We start from the raw sequence: 15,241 nt of genomic DNA on the forward strand, positions 1-15,241 counted from the left end.
GCAGCGTGAATCAATAGTTATGTTAAATACATTTTGGGAGTTATTACTTTCGTCTACTTCGCAGGGACTACTCTGGTCGTTGATGGCTATCGGGGTCTACTTAACTTTCCGTATTTTAGACTTAGCCGATATGACAGCAGAAGGCAGCTTTCCCTTAGGAGGAGCCATTGCCACCATGTGCATAATTAAGGGAGTTAATCCTATCTTAGCAACTGGCGCTGCATTTATTGGCGGCTTAATTGCCGGTTTGGTTACAGGCATTTTGAACACAAAATTGCGTATACCTTCTTTGTTAGCAGGAATTATCACTATGACTGGACTATATTCAATTACTTCCAGAGTAATGCAGAATGCTGCTAATGTTTCACTACTTGGCAAAGACACGGTTTTTACCATAGCTCAAAACTGGGGGTTAAGTCGTAATAATGCTGTGATTGCAATGGGACTGATAATAGCACTTTTAGTGATCTTCTTATTAGTCGTTTTCTTCAAAACAGAAATAGGCTTGGCTATGAGAGCCACTGGTGATAACCCTCAAATGAGTGCTGCCAACGGCATCAAAACTCAGGGAATGAAAATTTTAGGTTACATGATTTCTAACGGCTGCATTGCCCTATCCGGCGGACTGTTATCACAGAATAACGGCTTTGCGGATTTAAACTCTGGTGTAGGTACTCTGGTTATTGGACTGGCTTCAATTATTATTGCAGAAGTACTTATTAGGAATCTGCCAATTGGCGGTCGTTTACTTACATTAGTTGTAGGCGCGATCATTTACCGCTTAATTTTAGCTCTGGTATTCCAAATGAACGTTGAACCGTCTGATGCCAAATTAGCTTCAGCCTTAGTTCTAGTGGTCTGTTTAACGTTACCTAATTTCCATTTACCACACAATCTAAAAGGAGGAAAAAAAGATGCCGGAAGTACTAAAAATTAAAAACTTACATCAAACATTCGAGCGCGGAACTGTAAACGAAAATCGGGTACTGCGCGGAATTGACCTTAATTTAGAAGCAGGCGATTTTGTAACTATTATTGGTAGTAACGGTGCTGGAAAATCTACGCTGCTTAACAGCATTGCCGGAACGCTGCCCATTCAGGAAGGACAAATAGTTTTAAATGGTAACGACATTACCAAATTGCCTGTAACTAAACGTGCCCAAAATATCAGTCGCGTCTTTCAAGATCCCAAAATGGGGACTGCAGTGAGACTGACCGTCGAAGAAAACTTGGCTTTGGCAATGAAAAGAGGTCAACGACGCGGTTTTCGTCCCGGAGTAAAAAAACAGGATAGAAAATTTTTCAAAAAACAGCTTGCCCAACTTAACTTAAATTTGGAAAACCGTTTGGAAACTGAAATCGGACTTCTTTCTGGCGGTCAAAGACAAGCAATTACACTCCTAATGGCTACTTTGCAAAGACCAGATTTGATTTTACTGGATGAGCATACTGCGGCTCTTGATCCACAAACTTCAATAACGGTCATGCAGCTAACAGAGAAATTAATATCAGAACAACACCTAACTGCTTTTATGGTTACCCATAACATGGAAGATGCAATCCGCTATGGCAATCGTTTGATTATGTTGCATCAAGGTCGTGTTGCAATTGACTTAGCCGGGGAAGATAAGCAAAACTTGACTGTGCCTAAGTTAATGGAATTGTTCCAAAAGCACGTTGGTTCTGAACTTGAAGACGATGCGATATTGTTGGCATAAAAACAACTAGATTTAATTAATAAAAAGCTCTGCCTTTTGAATTTGGTATTCAAGACGCAGAGCTTTTTTGATACAAGCATAGCGGCTAACTCATAGTCCATACCACCAATAGCACAGTATAAAACAAGACAATTGTGCCAATAGGCATTAGAAATGCAAACTTGCAGATATCTTTAATTTTATGGGCAAATAATTTACAAAGCAAAAATCAGACAACAAAAAAGCCCAGGAATTTTATTTCCTGAGCATTAAGACAATTGTCGATAATCTAAACTTTATAAAAAATATGACTAAAATTCTAATTAAGTTTTATTAACCCAAAAGCTCTTAGAATGCCTATACAAATGATCACAAAGCCCAAAATTATGTACAGCCAATCATAAACGCCCGTTCTTTTTTTAGTAATAAAACCTGTAATAAAAAGCAGAAAGCCGACTGCAAGAGTAATATAATTGTCTATACCCATTTTGGTCACCATTTTCTATTTTAAAACACCAATTCCGTATCCAAGTATTCCTACTCCAAACAGAATAAAGATTAGTATAATTGGACTCACTCTCTTTTTCAGTAAATACATCATCAACAGAGTTAATCCTAAAGAAAGTAAACCCGGACATAATTGATCGAGAATATTCTGCACGGTGGTAATGGTGGTTTTGCCATTAAGGGTAGTTTTTGAAACTACGAGTGGGACATTAATTGTCGTCCATTTGTTGACTAGCACTCCCATGATAAACAATCCCAGAACAGTTGCACCTTCAGTCAATTTCTTTAAAAAGTTTCCCGAAAGTTCTTGAACTAACGACATACCTTCATTCAAGCCAAGTTTTAAGCCGTACCATTTAATTCCTAAACGAACGATGTTAAAGACAACAAAAAATAGAACAGGTCCCAGCCAAGAGCCTTGTAACGCCAAAGTAGCGCCCAAAGCAGCTAATATAGGTCTTAATGTTCCCCACATCACCGGGTCGCCGACCCCACAAAGTGGACCCATTAAACCAACTTTCAAACTGTTAATAGTTCCAACGTCAATATCTTCTCCTTGGGCCTTAGCTTGTTCCAAAGCACTGGTCAAGCCTATAACAGGACCAGAAAATGCGGGCGTAACATTAAAGAATGTGTTGTGCCTTTTCAAAGCGGCAACTTGTTCTTCTTTTTTCTTATATACCCTTCTAATTGTGGGAATCATGTCAACACAAAACGCTAAAGCATGAATTCTTTCGTAGTTATATGATGCTTGTTGAAAATTTTCAAAGACAAAAGTTTGAAAAATATCTTTCTTAGTTAATTGATTTTTGATTTTCTTCTCTACCATAATAAATCTCCAAATTTAGTCTTCCAATTCATCTTCGGCTAATTCAGTATCAGGATCTGCGGCTGCAGAATTCGCTGGAACTGTCTTTTGTGAAAATTGCGGGTCTAATTGAACGTAGATTAGTGCTAATATCAAACCCACTGCACCAAAGGCAAGTAAACTAAGCTTTAAATAACCGCTTAAAACAAAGCCCAAGTAAAAGAATGGCATTAAATACTTCACATACATCATGTTTAAAATCATCGCATAACCAACAGTTACGATAAAGCCGCCTGCGACAGCCAAACCACCGGTAACGACATCTGGTAAAGAATTCAAAGCATTTTGAACCATTGTCGGATTTACAAAGGCTGCAACTAGTGTAGTCGGAATTGACACTCTCAATGCTTGGAAGATCAAAGCAGAAAAGTGGAGCCATTCAATAGCTCTAAAGTTGGCCTTTTCAACTTCTCTGTCCGAAGCATGTTGAAAGAAGACAGTACACGTACGAACGATAACTGTTAATACTTGTCCAGCAGCAGCTACAGGAAGGGCTATAGCAATCCCTTTAGTAATGCTTTGATGACCAATAATTACTAAAATGGTGGAAACAGTGCTGGCCAAGGCGGAATCGGGTGATTGAGCTGCACCGACGTTCATCCAACCTAAAGCAATGAGTTCCAGTGTCCCACCTAAAATAATGCCTTTAACAGGATCGCCTAAAATAAGACCCATCACGGAACATGCAATTAAAGGACGATGAGTTTGGAATTCGTCCAAAACACTTCCACAGCCTACAATAGATGACCACAAGAAAACTAAAATAATTTGAAATGTTGTCATGTTTATTCTCCTATTTAATTAGACCACAGACTTTTAACTAATTAGTTTAAGAATATCCTTTTTAGGATCATCAGCTAAAACTCGTAAATCTAAATTTACACCTAATTTATCCAGCTCTTTAAAAGCCTGTACATCTTCTGGGGTCACAGATACTGCTTTTGTTATTTGCTTTTTACCTTCGGCGTAACTTAAACCACCAATATTGATTGACTTCAACGGAATTCCGCCCTTTACCAACTCCAATACTTCTGAAGGATTGGTAAACAAATAGAAAACTGTATCATTTTGATATTTGGGGTTGTTATAAACGGCTATTGCTTTGGGCACATCAACTACATTAACTTTCATCCCCGCCGGAGCAGCCTGTTTGACTAAAACCTTACGGATTTTATCGTTAAATACTTCTTTACTAACCACAATTATTCTTTGTGCATTAGCTAACTTAGCCCATACAGTAGCAACTTGACCATGTATTAACCGGTCATCAATTCTAGCAAATTTGATAATCATTAAAAATCATCCTCCTCTTCTTGTTTTTGCATTTCTGCACTTAAAGCTGTGGTAAAGGTGCCAGAATCCTGCAAAATTCCTTTAACAATATCTGTAATTGAGGTGCTATTCATCTTAGTTACAATTTCTAATAAAATTGGCAGCGACATTCCCGCTATTACATCTTTTGCTTTTCCCTTTAAAACCAAACTGGCCGCAGCATTATATGGTGTGCCAGAATATAGATCTGTCACGATTAAGATTTGATCACTGGTAATGCCAGAGCTGGCAGTGATAATTTTGTTACAAACATCTTCAAGACCGTCTCCGGGAGCAAATGTTAAAGCTATCAAATCCTCGGCTTTGCCAAAGATCATTTCCACAGCTTCTTTAAAAGCAACACCTGTTTTACCATGACCAATTAAAATAACTTTCATCTTTAACCCCTTGATTTTCCACCTGCAACATTAATTGTGACCCCAGTAATATAACTGGCTCTGTCAGACAAAAGGTAGCTCACTAAATCTGCTACTTCTGACAATTTGCCACTTCTGCCAAGGGGAGTGGTTGAAGTACTTGAATAACCTTTTCTTAACTGTTCAACAGTGATATTTCTGGTATATGCTAGGGCTTCTTCATAAGAAGGTGTCCGCAAACCAGTTGCCTCTAAAATGCCCGGTGCAACACCAACGACACGCACATTAAATCTGCCTAATTCCTTTGCCCATGATCTGGTAAAACCATTAATTGCGCCCTTGGTTGCAGAATAAATGCTTTGTCCTTGGGAACCTTCAAGTCCAGCTTCTGATGACATGTTCACAATTACGCCCTTTTGCTTTTGCACCAATTCACGGGCAACGGCTTGGGATAACAAGTAAACGCTTTGTACATTTACAGCAAACATCTTTTTAAAGTCATTTAAGTGCATCTCATATTTACTTTCTGGTTCTTTTTCGTCAACCAGTAATCTTGGTAAATTGATGCCGGCATTATTTACTAAGCCATCAATCTGACCAAATTTAGTTTTAGTTTGATTAATAACATTAGTAACATCTTCAGGTGAAGTGACGTCACATTTTACGTAAAGCAAATGATTATCATTGATTTGGGATGGATTTAAATCTGCATCAACAACATTGGCACCGTTTGCTAGTAATTCTTTCACAATTGCATCGCCAATTCCCGAAGAACCACCAGTTACAATGTATGTTTTCTTAGCCAAATCAATCCAATTTTCCATATTATTATCTCCTTTTAACAAATGTGAATAATAAATTTAGTATTTTTGTTAGCGCTATCTTAACTAAAAATATAGCAACTAATGGGGTAACATTCAATAATATTGTGGTAATTTTCACAAATGTGATTTATAATAAAAGCGTATTTAAAATTTTATTGTTAAATTAAAAAGGTCAATATACTATGGAAGAAAATTTAATAAACCAACTCATTTCAGTTTCAAAGCTTTATTATATAAATGGTCTTACACAAGAAGAAATTGCAAAAAAAGTCCATATTCATAGAAGCCAAATCAGCAGAATGTTAAAAGAAGCTAGAAAGCTCGGGCTGGTAAAAATAACAGTTACTTCAGGTTCGCAAGATTTTACCGACCTGCAAGACTTCCTTGTGAAAAAATTCAATTTAAAAGAGGCTCTAATTGTGCCTGAAAATATTAATGATTTAAATTTAAAAACTCTGGGCAATTTTGCGGCCAATTATCTCGCAAGCACAATTAGCAGCAATTCAATTGTGGGTATTTCTTGGGGCAGGACATTAGCGCATGCCTTTCAGGCCATGCCAGCTAAAAGCGAAAAGCACGGTATCGTGGTTGTCCCTTTAGTTGGTGGACCAGCAGGGAGACTCAAGAATGATTATCAGTCGAATCGTTTGGCTTACCTTTTGAGTGAAAAACTAAACGCAAAAAGCGAAACACTCAATTGTCCTGCGATAGTCAGTTCTCAGAGTTTACAAGATGAATTAATGTCTAACCCTAATAATCAGCTTATTTTTAACCTCTGGCAAAATCTTGACTATGCCATTGTCGGTATTGGTAGTAATTTAATAATTGATATGGAACAGTGGCAGGAATTTTATAAAAATTCTAGTTTCGCCACCATTTTCAGTGAAACTAATGCCGTAGGCGATATTCTTTCCCGCCCCTTTTCTGAGAATGGTAAAATTATCAGTTCATCCAAATATCATATTATTAGCATGAACCTGGACGAGCTGAAAAAAGTCCCAACCGTTATAGGAATCGCATGTGGCAAAAATAAAATAAAATCAATTTTAGGTGCTCTCAACGCCCATATTTTAGATGTTCTAATTACTACGGATATTACCGCGTTGGGTATTCGTGATTTATGTAGTTAAATCACATTTGTGCAATAAAGCTAAATCATATTGCAATTGCAGTAAATATTTATTAGTATCATTTGTGAAGTTAGCGCTTTCTGTTTTTTAGCATTAAGGAGATTAAAAATGGTTTTAAGCAAAGCTTTACGATTATACGGCAAAGACAATATGAAAATTGATGAGGTCTCATTACCTGAAATAAAAGACAATGAGATCCTGGCTGAAGTTATGTCCGATTCAATGTGCATGTCTTCTTGGAAATTAGCCAAAGAGGGTGAGGATCACAAAAAGACGCCTAATAATTTAAAAGATCATCCCATTATGGTGGGACACGAATTTTCAGGCAAAATTTTAAAAGTTGGTTCTAAGTGGCAAGATCAGTTTCACGAAAATGAAGACTTCGTTGTGCAACCAAATTTAGCTAGAGACGACACACCATTTGTCCCGGGCTATTCATATCCTTATATTGGCGGTGATGCGACTTACATCATTATTCCGAATGAAGTGATGGAATTAGGCTGCCTCATTCCATTTAAGGGCGATTCTTATTATGAAGGTTCTTTATGTGAGCCGGTCAGCTGCGTCATTGCTGCGTTTGACGCCCAATACCACCTCATTCCCCATACTTACAACCACAAAATGGGAATTAAAGCAGGCGGCAACATGTTAATTGTGGGCGGAACCGGACCTATGGGGCTGCTGGCTATTGATTATGCACTTCACGCTGATACCAAACCTAAACGACTAGTTGTAACCGATATTGATCAGGCAAAATTAGATAGGGCTAAGGAACTCTACCCGTCAGACGAAGTCGAAGTTCATTTCGTCAATACTAAGGGCTTGTCAATTGACGAACAAGAGAAATTATTGAATGCCAAAGTAAATAACGAAAAATACGATGACTTGTTCTTAATGATTAGTGTCAAGCCACTGGCTGAAATGGCTGGGCGTTTAATGAATACCGATGCCTGCCTTAACCAGTTCGCTGGACCAGTCGATAAATCATTTTCTGCTGACCTCAACTTCTATGATATCCACTACAACTTTACCCACGTTGTTGGTACTTCGGGTGGTAATGCAGAAAACGAAGCTAAAGCAGCTAAATTAATTGCCGAGCACAAATTGGACGTGGCCAAAGTCATTACTCATGTCTTAGGTCTAAACGCTGCTGCTGAAACCACCTTGTCACAACCTGAAATTGGTGGTGGCAAAAAGCTGATTTATACCCACAAGAAATTTGATCGGATAGAGTTAGCTAAAGTAGACCCTGATTCAGAGTTAGGTAAGATTCTCAAAAAGCACAACGGCATCTGGTCCCACGAAGCAGAACAGTGGATTTTAAATAATATGCCGGACATCTAAATTCCCTTCTAAAATAAAATTTTCAAAAATCAAGCACAGAGGAAACTACTTGCAAGTTAGCAATACTTTCTTAAAGCTTGATTTTTTTAATATAAAAAGCACCCTGGAAAAAGGGTGTTTGAAATTTTCTTTAATCTTTTTGCTCTAATAAAGTCCAAAAATTTTCTGCTAAAAACTCTTTTAAGTCACTGGTATCACCTTTTTCAAATAAACTGACACTATCATTATTCATTACCAGCGTACTGCTGACCGTGCCCAATGCTTTAGTTTCAACCTTATTGCTTTTGCTTGGTGCTAAAAGTAGCAGAAATCTTTTTACTCTGACCTCGTCATAATCCATTGCCTTCATTTTCACCACTGTCTGCAGCTGGCACACAGCAACGTAAGCCTTTCTGACAGCCGAACTACTGGCGTGAACAAGAGCTAAACTGCTATGGGGAATACCCACGGGAGACTGGTTAATACGTTTAAATAATTTTTGCGCCACCTGCTGCGAATCAATAATTATAGCTGAAGGCAGTAAATCTATAACGCCTTTAATGACCTCTTTAAGAGTTTGTTCTTCATTATTTTGATACGTAAAAAGTTGCACATTATCAACTAAATCAAGATAAAGGTCAAGTTCCTTTTTTCTTTCTTGCAGCTGTTTCAAAGCCTGCTGACTATTATCCTGCTTAAAATTAGCATTCTGATATTGATAAGTCCGCAAGTAATTTCTTATTTTTTGCGCTTCATCATTTAGGAGCAAGGGACTGACAAGTAGATAATCCCTAGCAAACCCGGGTAAATCAACCGTAGTCAAAATAATGTCGTAATTTGCCAGTTCAATTTGATTTAACTTAGTTATTTTAGTCGTATCAATTTGAGTGAGTTCTGGAATTTCTTGTTGCAGTCGGCTCTTTAAGATTTGTGATGTTGAAAAACCATTTTCGCAAATTACCAGGGCACTTAGGCCTTGACGATATTTATGGTTTTCAATTTCATTGGCAAAATACAAAAGCAATAGTTGTTTTTCGTACTGATGAAGCTTTTTATTTGTAAATACTTCAGCCCATTTTTCACTAATAACAGTGATTAGCTTTTGGTACTTTTCGGTTAAATAGGTAATTGACTCTAAACTATTCTCAGGCAACACAGGCTGTGATTTCTGCAACAGGCTTTTTATATGAAGGGTAATTTTTTCAGAAAAATCTGGATTACGTGTAAAATCCCAACCATAGGCAGTAGATACCAACGATACGAACTCCTTAACTTGAAGTGAAAGTGATAAATCCATGTCATCAATATTACTAGGAGCTTTTATCCGATCACTATTTTGCAATTGCAGTGCCAGAAAGTTGATTTCATTCTCGGTTAACTTGTGGCCAAGATCATGATATTTTAGTCTTGTTAAAAAATCATTTACCAGTTTGACATATTTAGGCTTTATATTATTGTCTACTGTATTAGTTAAAACGCAACCATTCTTAAAACGGTATAACGATAAAGAAAACATTAAAACTAAAGAGATGGTCTGTCTGTCATAAATTCCTGTAAGTTGAGGCAAAACACAATCTGCTAGAGTTTGATAACATTCTAATAAGAGATCAGTAGGAATAAGAACGGCAAACAAATTACCCGATATTTCCTTATTTGCTAATCCTTGTAAAAATTGATATTCATTTATTTCTTGCAAAACTATTCTGCAAAAAAGATATCTGCGGATTTCTTCGGAACCACTAATTACAATTCCCACGCCTTTTTTTCGTATTAGTGATAAGCCATAGTCTTTCAATGATTTAGCGACCACATCCAGATCCCTTTGAATTGTGCCCTGGCTCACTTCCAGAGTTAAAGCCAAATTATTAATCTTCATTTCGGCAGTGCTTAATAGTAAGATGCAAATTACTGCATTCTGTCTTGAAGAAGTGGATAAATATAGTGTATTTTTCTGCCCCGCCAAGCTTATTTCTATATTATTTAATGTTGCAGCACTACCCTCAACTTGATAAATACTATTTTTGCTGGTCAGTACTGCTCCTTCTTGCCGTAAACTTGGTCTTAAATCAGCAAATTCTCTGTATAACGTTCTCTGGCTAATACCAAGTTGTTGTTCCAATTCAGCTAAAGACAGGCCATTTTTATTATTAATTAACTTTAACAAAATTTTCTGTTGTCGCTCTGTAAATACAACCATTTTTCTACTCTTGCTAAATATGCGATAATACATTTAATTAAGAAAACAGCCATTAATATGATTAAACTATATAATGGCTGTTTTTAATACATTAAATTAATTTATTTTTTAAATTCTGCTGATATTTGAGTAGCAATTTCACCAATCAAATCTTGATCTTGCAAGCTGGTTGTTTCCTTAACTACTTCAGCAAATTTATTCTGGATTAACTGTTGTAGTTTGACACTTTCATCATCACTTGGAACATCAAACTGGTATATTTTAGCTACGGTTTCAAGCAACTTGTCATACTTTAATCCCCGTTTCTTAGCTTCACGAATTGGTCTGATAAATCTTTCATCATAACCTAACTTGCGAATTGGGGTGCGTCCGACACGCGCTATAGTATCGGAAATGTATGGATTTTCAAAACGCTGAATGATTTTCTTTTGGTACTGTGCATGTTGAGCAGGGTCAAAATGCCATTTAGCAATTAGCAGAATGCCAGTTTCTTGTAAAACACCTTTTAGCTGGTTTAATACTCGTTCATCCTTAATTGCTTCGCCAATATTGGTGTAGCCTAAAGTTTTTCCAGTGTAGGCAACCGTAGCATGCCCAGTATTAACCGAAAATAATTTGCGCTCAATATATGGTTCCAAATCAGGTGCATAATCAACTCCAGTTAATTTTAAAGATGGATTAGCCATCTGAGATTCATCAACTATCCATTCTTTAAACGGCTCCACTGAGACAAGCAGCGGATCATCATGCTTTTGTAAAGGAACAATACGGTCTACAGCTGCATTGGGAAAGCCAATATAGTGCTCGCAGTATTCTTTATCATCTTCGTTTAAATGCTGATAGACTTCCTTTTTTAATAATTGTGAACCGCCAATCATATTCTCACAAGCTATGCAATCAAGTTTTTCTTCATTGCCACTATTCTTACGGGCACTGATCCCTTGTGCAATCAGTGGAGCAATAAACTGCAAAATCTTGGGTCCAATAGCAGTCGTCACTAAATCTGTGTGAGCAATGGCAGTGACCACTTCTTCTGGATTTTGACCATTATTTATGCCACAAACATTTTTGACAGTAATTCTCTGTTGCCCTTCTGCAGCCAGTTCAATGGTGTATTCTTTACGTTTATTAAGTTCGTTAATGATGGTGTCGTTAACGTCAACAAATGTAATTGCAAAATCATTAGCGGCCAGAGTCTCTCCAATAAAGCCTCTACCAATATTACCTGCTCCAAAATGAACTGCTTTCATCAATCTTTTGCTCCTTCCAATAAATCAATCACTTCTTGCTTTGATTGAGCGTTTGCTAAGTGAGCCACATTGTCAATCTGTCCACAAAATGATGCAATTTGTGATAAAACTTGTAAATGCTCATTATTAATACCCGCAATTCCAAAAATGGCAGTCACAATTTGCTTTTTTGCTGGATCATCTGAGAAGTCGATCCCTTCCGGAACTTGAATAAAAGCAATACCAGTTTTTTTGATGTACTTTTTCCCTTCTTCTGTACCATGGGGAATAGCAATGAAGTTGCCAACGTATGTGGAAAGCTCCTTATTACGAGCAATCATTGAGTCAATATAATCAGTGCTTACACAACCACCATCAACTAACAACTGTCCAGCTGCGCGAATTGCATCTTCTTTTGTGTCATATTTTTGGTTAAGTACTATCATATTTTGATCAAGGTTCATCATCTTACACATCCTCACCGTTTAAATAAAGAACTAGTTGTTTTAATTCTTTACTTTTTAGCAAATCATCAACCACAATCACTTGTGCTTTACTTATTTGACTACCTAACTGCTCTGCTACAGGTTTGGTTGTGATGAGCAGCTCATCTGCACTATCAACAACTTCGTCAAGTGCTTTTCTGGCAGCAACAAATTTCTGGTGAGTTTTGGCAAGTTCATCATTGAATAAGCTTACAGCCATGGTAGTTGAACCTATATTATTTTTCCCGCTGACGAAATATATTTTTTGGACTCTGTCAAAATCGATCTCGTCAAGAAGACTAGTAGTTCCAGCTGTATTCTTATCTGCGCCACTAGGTTTATTTTCTTTAGTTTCCTGCTTGAGCATTGCAGCAATTTCATCATAGCGACTGCTGCTCATAAAATTACCTACAGAAATGTGCATTGCATCTGGAGTTTGGGCAATAGCCCGATCTGCTAATTCTTTCTGTGTTACAACTAATAAATTAGGTTCAGGTTTAAGATCACGAATAGCAGTATTGGTAACTGAAATATCAGTAATTCCTTCTTTTTTTAATTTGTCACAAAGTAAAGATGCGCCCATTGCAGATGAACCCATTCCGGCATCACAAGCAAAAATAATCTTGTTAATCTTTCCAGATTTGCTGAAGTCCGCATTATTATTGGTAATTCCCTTGGACTCAGCTTTCATTTGCTCTACTTGTGCCTGCTTTTCTTCCAGGTCACCACCTAAAGATTTATCCCGCTTTAAAATGATTGCAGATAAAACAAACGAGACAACAGTTGCTACCAAAACTCCGGCTAGATTTGCTATATAGCTGCCTTTTGGCGTCATCAGCAAAATTGCAATAATCGAACCCGGTGAAGCAGCAGCTTTTAAACCAGCACCCAATAATTGGAACGTAAATGTACCTGAAACACCTGCTAAAATTGCCGGAATAATTAAAATAGGTTTCATTAAAATGTAGGGGAAGTATATTTCATGAACACCACCCAAAAAGTGAATGATGACTGCACCAGGAGCAGAAGACTTAGAACTTCCTTTGCCGTTAAGACAAAAAGCTAATAAAATTCCTAAACCGGGTCCAGGATTAGATTCCAGTAAAAATAGCATTGACTTACCCAGCTGTCCTGCTTGCTGGATACCCAAGGGAACCAAGATACCGTTACCGACAGCATTGTTTAAGAATAGAACCTTTGCTGGTTCAATAAAAATGTTGGCTAATGGCAATAAGTGAACGGAAATAATCCAAGAAACACCTTTAGCAGCTAAGTTACTCCCACTGACAACTAAAGGATTAATGATGGATTGGCCAATAATGGCTAAAATAATACCAATGATACCGGCAGAGAAATTTTTATAAATCATTTCAAAACCGGCTCTTATTTTATCTAAAAATAATTGATCAAATTTCTTAATGCACCAACCGCCTAAAGGACCCATAATCATCGCACCAAGAAACATTGGCACTTTGGCTCCGACGATAACACCGGTGGTAGCGATAGCGCCAAGAACTGCTCCGCGCTCATCATAGACCATTCGACCACCTACATAGCCAATCAGCAATGGTAATAAGTAATGCAGCATTGGATTAATCAACTCTGCAATATGTGCATTAGGGAACCAGCCGCCTGGAACCATGAATAAAGCAGTAATTAGGCCCCAAGCTATAATCGCTGAGATATTAGGCATAATCATACCCGAAAGCGCTGTGCCGAATTGCTGCACTCTAGTTTTGACTGATTTTTTACTTTTTACTGTATTTTGACCAGTAGCTAAACTTTCTTGTGACATCATTTTCCTCCTCTTTAAATCTATCTATCTTAATTCTATGGGAGCCTGTATACGCTTACAAGGAAATCTAGTGGCACTTTTGGCAGTAGTAAATTGTCAAAACGAATTAAGTAAGTTTTATTTAGTGAAAAAACAAATTTTTGATTTACGAATTTGTATATTAAAAAAGACTGTTTTACGCAAACAAAACGGTCTTTTGTGTTACTTTTGGTGCCAGCAAAATTGCTACATGTTACGCTTCTCATTATACAAAACGAAAGCGTGGCAAAATTGAATAATAATAACTTTCTTAGCCGTAATCAAATATTGTTACCTTTAATCAATTTTTTGACGAATTTTAGCAGCATCTTGGTTGGAATTGGCGGTTCACTAATTATCCGTGAATATTCAGATAATATCGTTATTAACGGCTTGATCTCAAGCATCAGTTCATTAGCACTTATTGTGAGTGTTTTATTTATCGGTTCCAAGCTTGATAACACTGACAAAAGGCGCATGCTTATCTGGATGTATATTTTACTGAGTTTATTTTTATTACTCCCTTTTACTTTCCCGCAAAAATACTTTGTACCTTTATACATTATGGTTGACCTTTGTATAACAATGTTTAGCTTAGTAGAAGGGTTATCTTTCACTGGGAATTTAAAGTCACTTTTGACTGATAATGCACTGGAGCGAACTATTAACCATAACTCTGTTGCTGGTCTACTCGGTAATATTGCCAGTGTGGCAGCGATGGCAGTTTTAATTTTTACTACCCGCAACTATTTGTCTTTTCTCTTGGTAGCAAGCGGCGGCTTTTTTATAAATATCTTTCTCTCTAATGCTTTACACCAGAACCACTTTACTAAAAACCAAAATAGTTTTAAAACCTTAACTCATCTCGTGACAGTTTGGCACAAAATAACTGCTAGCAAAGGCTTACGCGCCTCAGTTATTATTGCCATTTTTACCAGTGCTCTCCAAGCAGTATTTAACGGGCTGCTGATCTATTTCTGGAAAGCGATTGATCCTAACTACAGTCACGTCTACTGGTTACTAGTTGCCGTAGTCAGTGGTCTTTTCTTAGGTGCTATTCTTATTCGCTTTGATAATAGATTTTGGCTACTTAGTGCTTTAGTATTTATTACCACGCTGGCTTTAGGAATTTTCTTTTTAAACCAAACAATCGTTACTATGACTGTTATTACTGTACTGATATATGGCGAAACTTTACCAATCGCTAATTGGTGCAATAAAACTAGAATTAAAAGAACCGGTAAAGAGGTGCAGTCTTCCCAGTCAAGTTTCTTGCAGCTGGGGAGTGCTCTCTTGAATATCTTTTTTACTGTCGGAGTATCTGCAATTGCCAATGCTTGCCACCAACCAGCTCTTACTTTACTTGCTGCAGGAATTGCTCTTTTACTTGTTTTTAGCCTTCTTGGCAATAATGTGCAGAGGTATCGCCAAGAAATGATCAATTAAAAATTGGACAAAAAAATCAACCATTTCTCGTAAT

15 protein-coding genes are annotated in these 15,241 nt (G+C 37.3%); 5 read left to right on the forward strand and 10 right to left on the reverse strand.

What is annotated here, in order from left to right; genetic code table 11:
• Positions 1 to 19: 19 nt before the first annotated feature.
• Both H3T47_RS00215 and H3T47_RS00220 read left to right on the forward strand, forming a co-directional pair.
• Complete coding sequence (locus tag H3T47_RS00215; RefSeq protein WP_199282162.1) at positions 20 to 937, forward strand: ABC transporter permease; 918 nt, start codon at positions 20 to 22, stop codon at positions 935 to 937.
• Positions 915 to 1,718, forward strand: coding sequence for an ABC transporter ATP-binding protein (locus tag H3T47_RS00220; RefSeq protein WP_199282163.1), 804 nt, complete (start codon positions 915 to 917; stop codon positions 1,716 to 1,718). Before H3T47_RS00215 ends, H3T47_RS00220 begins: the two co-directional genes overlap by 23 nt.
• 298 nt (positions 1,719 to 2,016) lie before the next feature.
• Here H3T47_RS00220 and H3T47_RS00225 read toward each other — a convergent pair whose 3' ends face one another.
• From H3T47_RS00225 to H3T47_RS00250, 6 genes are read right to left on the reverse strand one after another with little or no spacing between them, the layout of a single operon-like run.
• On the reverse strand, positions 2,017 to 2,184 hold the full coding sequence (locus H3T47_RS00225) for a hypothetical protein (protein WP_199282164.1): 168 nt from the start codon (positions 2,182 to 2,184) through the stop codon (positions 2,017 to 2,019).
• A 15-nt stretch (positions 2,185 to 2,199) separates the two neighbouring features.
• Positions 2,200 to 3,033, reverse strand: coding sequence for a PTS system mannose/fructose/sorbose family transporter subunit IID (locus H3T47_RS00230; RefSeq protein WP_199282165.1), 834 nt, complete (start codon positions 3,031 to 3,033; stop codon positions 2,200 to 2,202).
• A gap of 15 nt (positions 3,034 to 3,048) precedes the next feature.
• Positions 3,049 to 3,855, reverse strand: a complete 807-nt coding sequence (locus H3T47_RS00235; RefSeq protein WP_071196424.1) for a PTS mannose/fructose/sorbose transporter subunit IIC — start codon at positions 3,853 to 3,855, stop codon at positions 3,049 to 3,051.
• A gap of 33 nt (positions 3,856 to 3,888) precedes the next feature.
• Entirely contained in the window at positions 3,889 to 4,365 is a 477-nt protein-coding gene (locus H3T47_RS00240) for a mannose/fructose/sorbose PTS transporter subunit IIB (protein WP_109918010.1), read from the reverse strand.
• Positions 4,365 to 4,781: a PTS sugar transporter subunit IIA gene (locus H3T47_RS00245; protein WP_199282166.1), complete on the reverse strand. Its 417-nt coding sequence runs from the start codon at positions 4,779 to 4,781 to the stop codon at positions 4,365 to 4,367. The genes H3T47_RS00240 and H3T47_RS00245 overlap by 1 nt, the downstream gene beginning before the upstream one ends.
• 2 nt (positions 4,782 to 4,783) lie before the next feature.
• Positions 4,784 to 5,584 (reverse strand): SDR family oxidoreductase, encoded by an 801-nt coding sequence (locus H3T47_RS00250; RefSeq protein WP_109918008.1) that lies wholly within the window; start codon positions 5,582 to 5,584, stop codon positions 4,784 to 4,786.
• 182 nt (positions 5,585 to 5,766) lie between these two features.
• Here H3T47_RS00250 and H3T47_RS00255 point away from each other — a divergent pair, with 182 nt between their 5' ends.
• Positions 5,767 to 6,714, forward strand: a complete 948-nt coding sequence (locus tag H3T47_RS00255) for a sugar-binding transcriptional regulator (protein ID WP_046326710.1) — start codon at positions 5,767 to 5,769, stop codon at positions 6,712 to 6,714.
• A gap of 108 nt (positions 6,715 to 6,822) precedes the next feature.
• Positions 6,823 to 8,058 carry a zinc-binding dehydrogenase gene (locus H3T47_RS00260; protein ID WP_046326709.1) on the forward strand — a complete coding sequence of 412 codons (1,236 nt, stop codon included), beginning with the start codon at positions 6,823 to 6,825 and terminating at the stop codon, positions 8,056 to 8,058.
• Between the two features lie 130 nt (positions 8,059 to 8,188).
• Here H3T47_RS00260 and H3T47_RS00265 read toward each other — a convergent pair whose 3' ends face one another.
• The 4 genes from H3T47_RS00265 to H3T47_RS00280 all read right to left on the reverse strand — a co-directional run bounded on the left by H3T47_RS00265 (position 8,189) and on the right by H3T47_RS00280 (position 13,743).
• Positions 8,189 to 10,234 (reverse strand): BglG family transcription antiterminator, encoded by a 2,046-nt coding sequence (locus tag H3T47_RS00265; RefSeq protein ID WP_199282167.1) that lies wholly within the window; start codon positions 10,232 to 10,234, stop codon positions 8,189 to 8,191.
• Positions 10,235 to 10,335: 101 nt separating this feature from the next.
• Positions 10,336 to 11,484 (reverse strand): mannitol-1-phosphate 5-dehydrogenase, encoded by a 1,149-nt coding sequence (locus H3T47_RS00270; RefSeq protein WP_199282280.1) that lies wholly within the window; start codon positions 11,482 to 11,484, stop codon positions 10,336 to 10,338.
• Positions 11,484 to 11,927 carry a PTS sugar transporter subunit IIA gene (locus H3T47_RS00275; RefSeq protein WP_199282281.1) on the reverse strand — a complete coding sequence of 148 codons (444 nt, stop codon included), beginning with the start codon at positions 11,925 to 11,927 and terminating at the stop codon, positions 11,484 to 11,486. Before H3T47_RS00275 ends, H3T47_RS00270 begins: the two co-directional genes overlap by 1 nt.
• Positions 11,928 to 11,931: 4 nt before the next feature.
• On the reverse strand, positions 11,932 to 13,743 hold the full coding sequence (locus H3T47_RS00280) for a PTS mannitol transporter subunit IICB (RefSeq protein WP_199282168.1): 1,812 nt from the start codon (positions 13,741 to 13,743) through the stop codon (positions 11,932 to 11,934).
• Positions 13,744 to 14,013: 270 nt separating this feature from the next.
• Between H3T47_RS00280 and H3T47_RS00285 the strand changes: the two genes are divergently transcribed.
• On the forward strand, positions 14,014 to 15,207 hold the full coding sequence (locus H3T47_RS00285) for a hypothetical protein (protein WP_199282169.1): 1,194 nt from the start codon (positions 14,014 to 14,016) through the stop codon (positions 15,205 to 15,207).
• Positions 15,208 to 15,241: the final 34 nt, after the last annotated feature.

The sequence above is a fragment of the Lactobacillus sp. W8093 genome (assembly GCF_016100925.1).
Taxonomy (GTDB): Bacteria; Bacillota; Bacilli; order Lactobacillales; family Lactobacillaceae; genus Lactobacillus; species Lactobacillus helsingborgensis.

Excerpts from the sequence above, each read along its gene's own strand:
- H3T47_RS00215 (WP_199282162.1), top strand. The coding sequence starts at position 20 with ATGTTAAATACATTTTGGGAGTTATTACTTTCGTCTACTTCGCAGGGA.
- H3T47_RS00220 (WP_199282163.1), top strand. The coding sequence starts at position 915 with ATGCCGGAAGTACTAAAAATTAAAAACTTACATCAAACATTCGAGCGC.
- H3T47_RS00225 (WP_199282164.1), bottom strand. The coding sequence starts at position 2,184 with ATGGGTATAGACAATTATATTACTCTTGCAGTCGGCTTTCTGCTTTTT.
- H3T47_RS00230 (WP_199282165.1), bottom strand. The coding sequence starts at position 3,033 with ATGGTAGAGAAGAAAATCAAAAATCAATTAACTAAGAAAGATATTTTT.
- H3T47_RS00235 (WP_071196424.1), bottom strand. The coding sequence starts at position 3,855 with ATGACAACATTTCAAATTATTTTAGTTTTCTTGTGGTCATCTATTGTA.
- H3T47_RS00240 (WP_109918010.1), bottom strand. The coding sequence starts at position 4,365 with ATGATTATCAAATTTGCTAGAATTGATGACCGGTTAATACATGGTCAA.
- H3T47_RS00245 (WP_199282166.1), bottom strand. The coding sequence starts at position 4,781 with ATGAAAGTTATTTTAATTGGTCATGGTAAAACAGGTGTTGCTTTTAAA.
- H3T47_RS00250 (WP_109918008.1), bottom strand. The coding sequence starts at position 5,584 with ATGGAAAATTGGATTGATTTGGCTAAGAAAACATACATTGTAACTGGT.
- H3T47_RS00255 (WP_046326710.1), top strand. The coding sequence starts at position 5,767 with ATGGAAGAAAATTTAATAAACCAACTCATTTCAGTTTCAAAGCTTTAT.
- H3T47_RS00260 (WP_046326709.1), top strand. The coding sequence starts at position 6,823 with ATGGTTTTAAGCAAAGCTTTACGATTATACGGCAAAGACAATATGAAA.
- H3T47_RS00265 (WP_199282167.1), bottom strand. The coding sequence starts at position 10,234 with ATGGTTGTATTTACAGAGCGACAACAGAAAATTTTGTTAAAGTTAATT.
- H3T47_RS00270 (WP_199282280.1), bottom strand. The coding sequence starts at position 11,484 with ATGAAAGCAGTTCATTTTGGAGCAGGTAATATTGGTAGAGGCTTTATT.
- H3T47_RS00275 (WP_199282281.1), bottom strand. The coding sequence starts at position 11,927 with ATGAACCTTGATCAAAATATGATAGTACTTAACCAAAAATATGACACA.
- H3T47_RS00280 (WP_199282168.1), bottom strand. The coding sequence starts at position 13,743 with ATGTCACAAGAAAGTTTAGCTACTGGTCAAAATACAGTAAAAAGTAAA.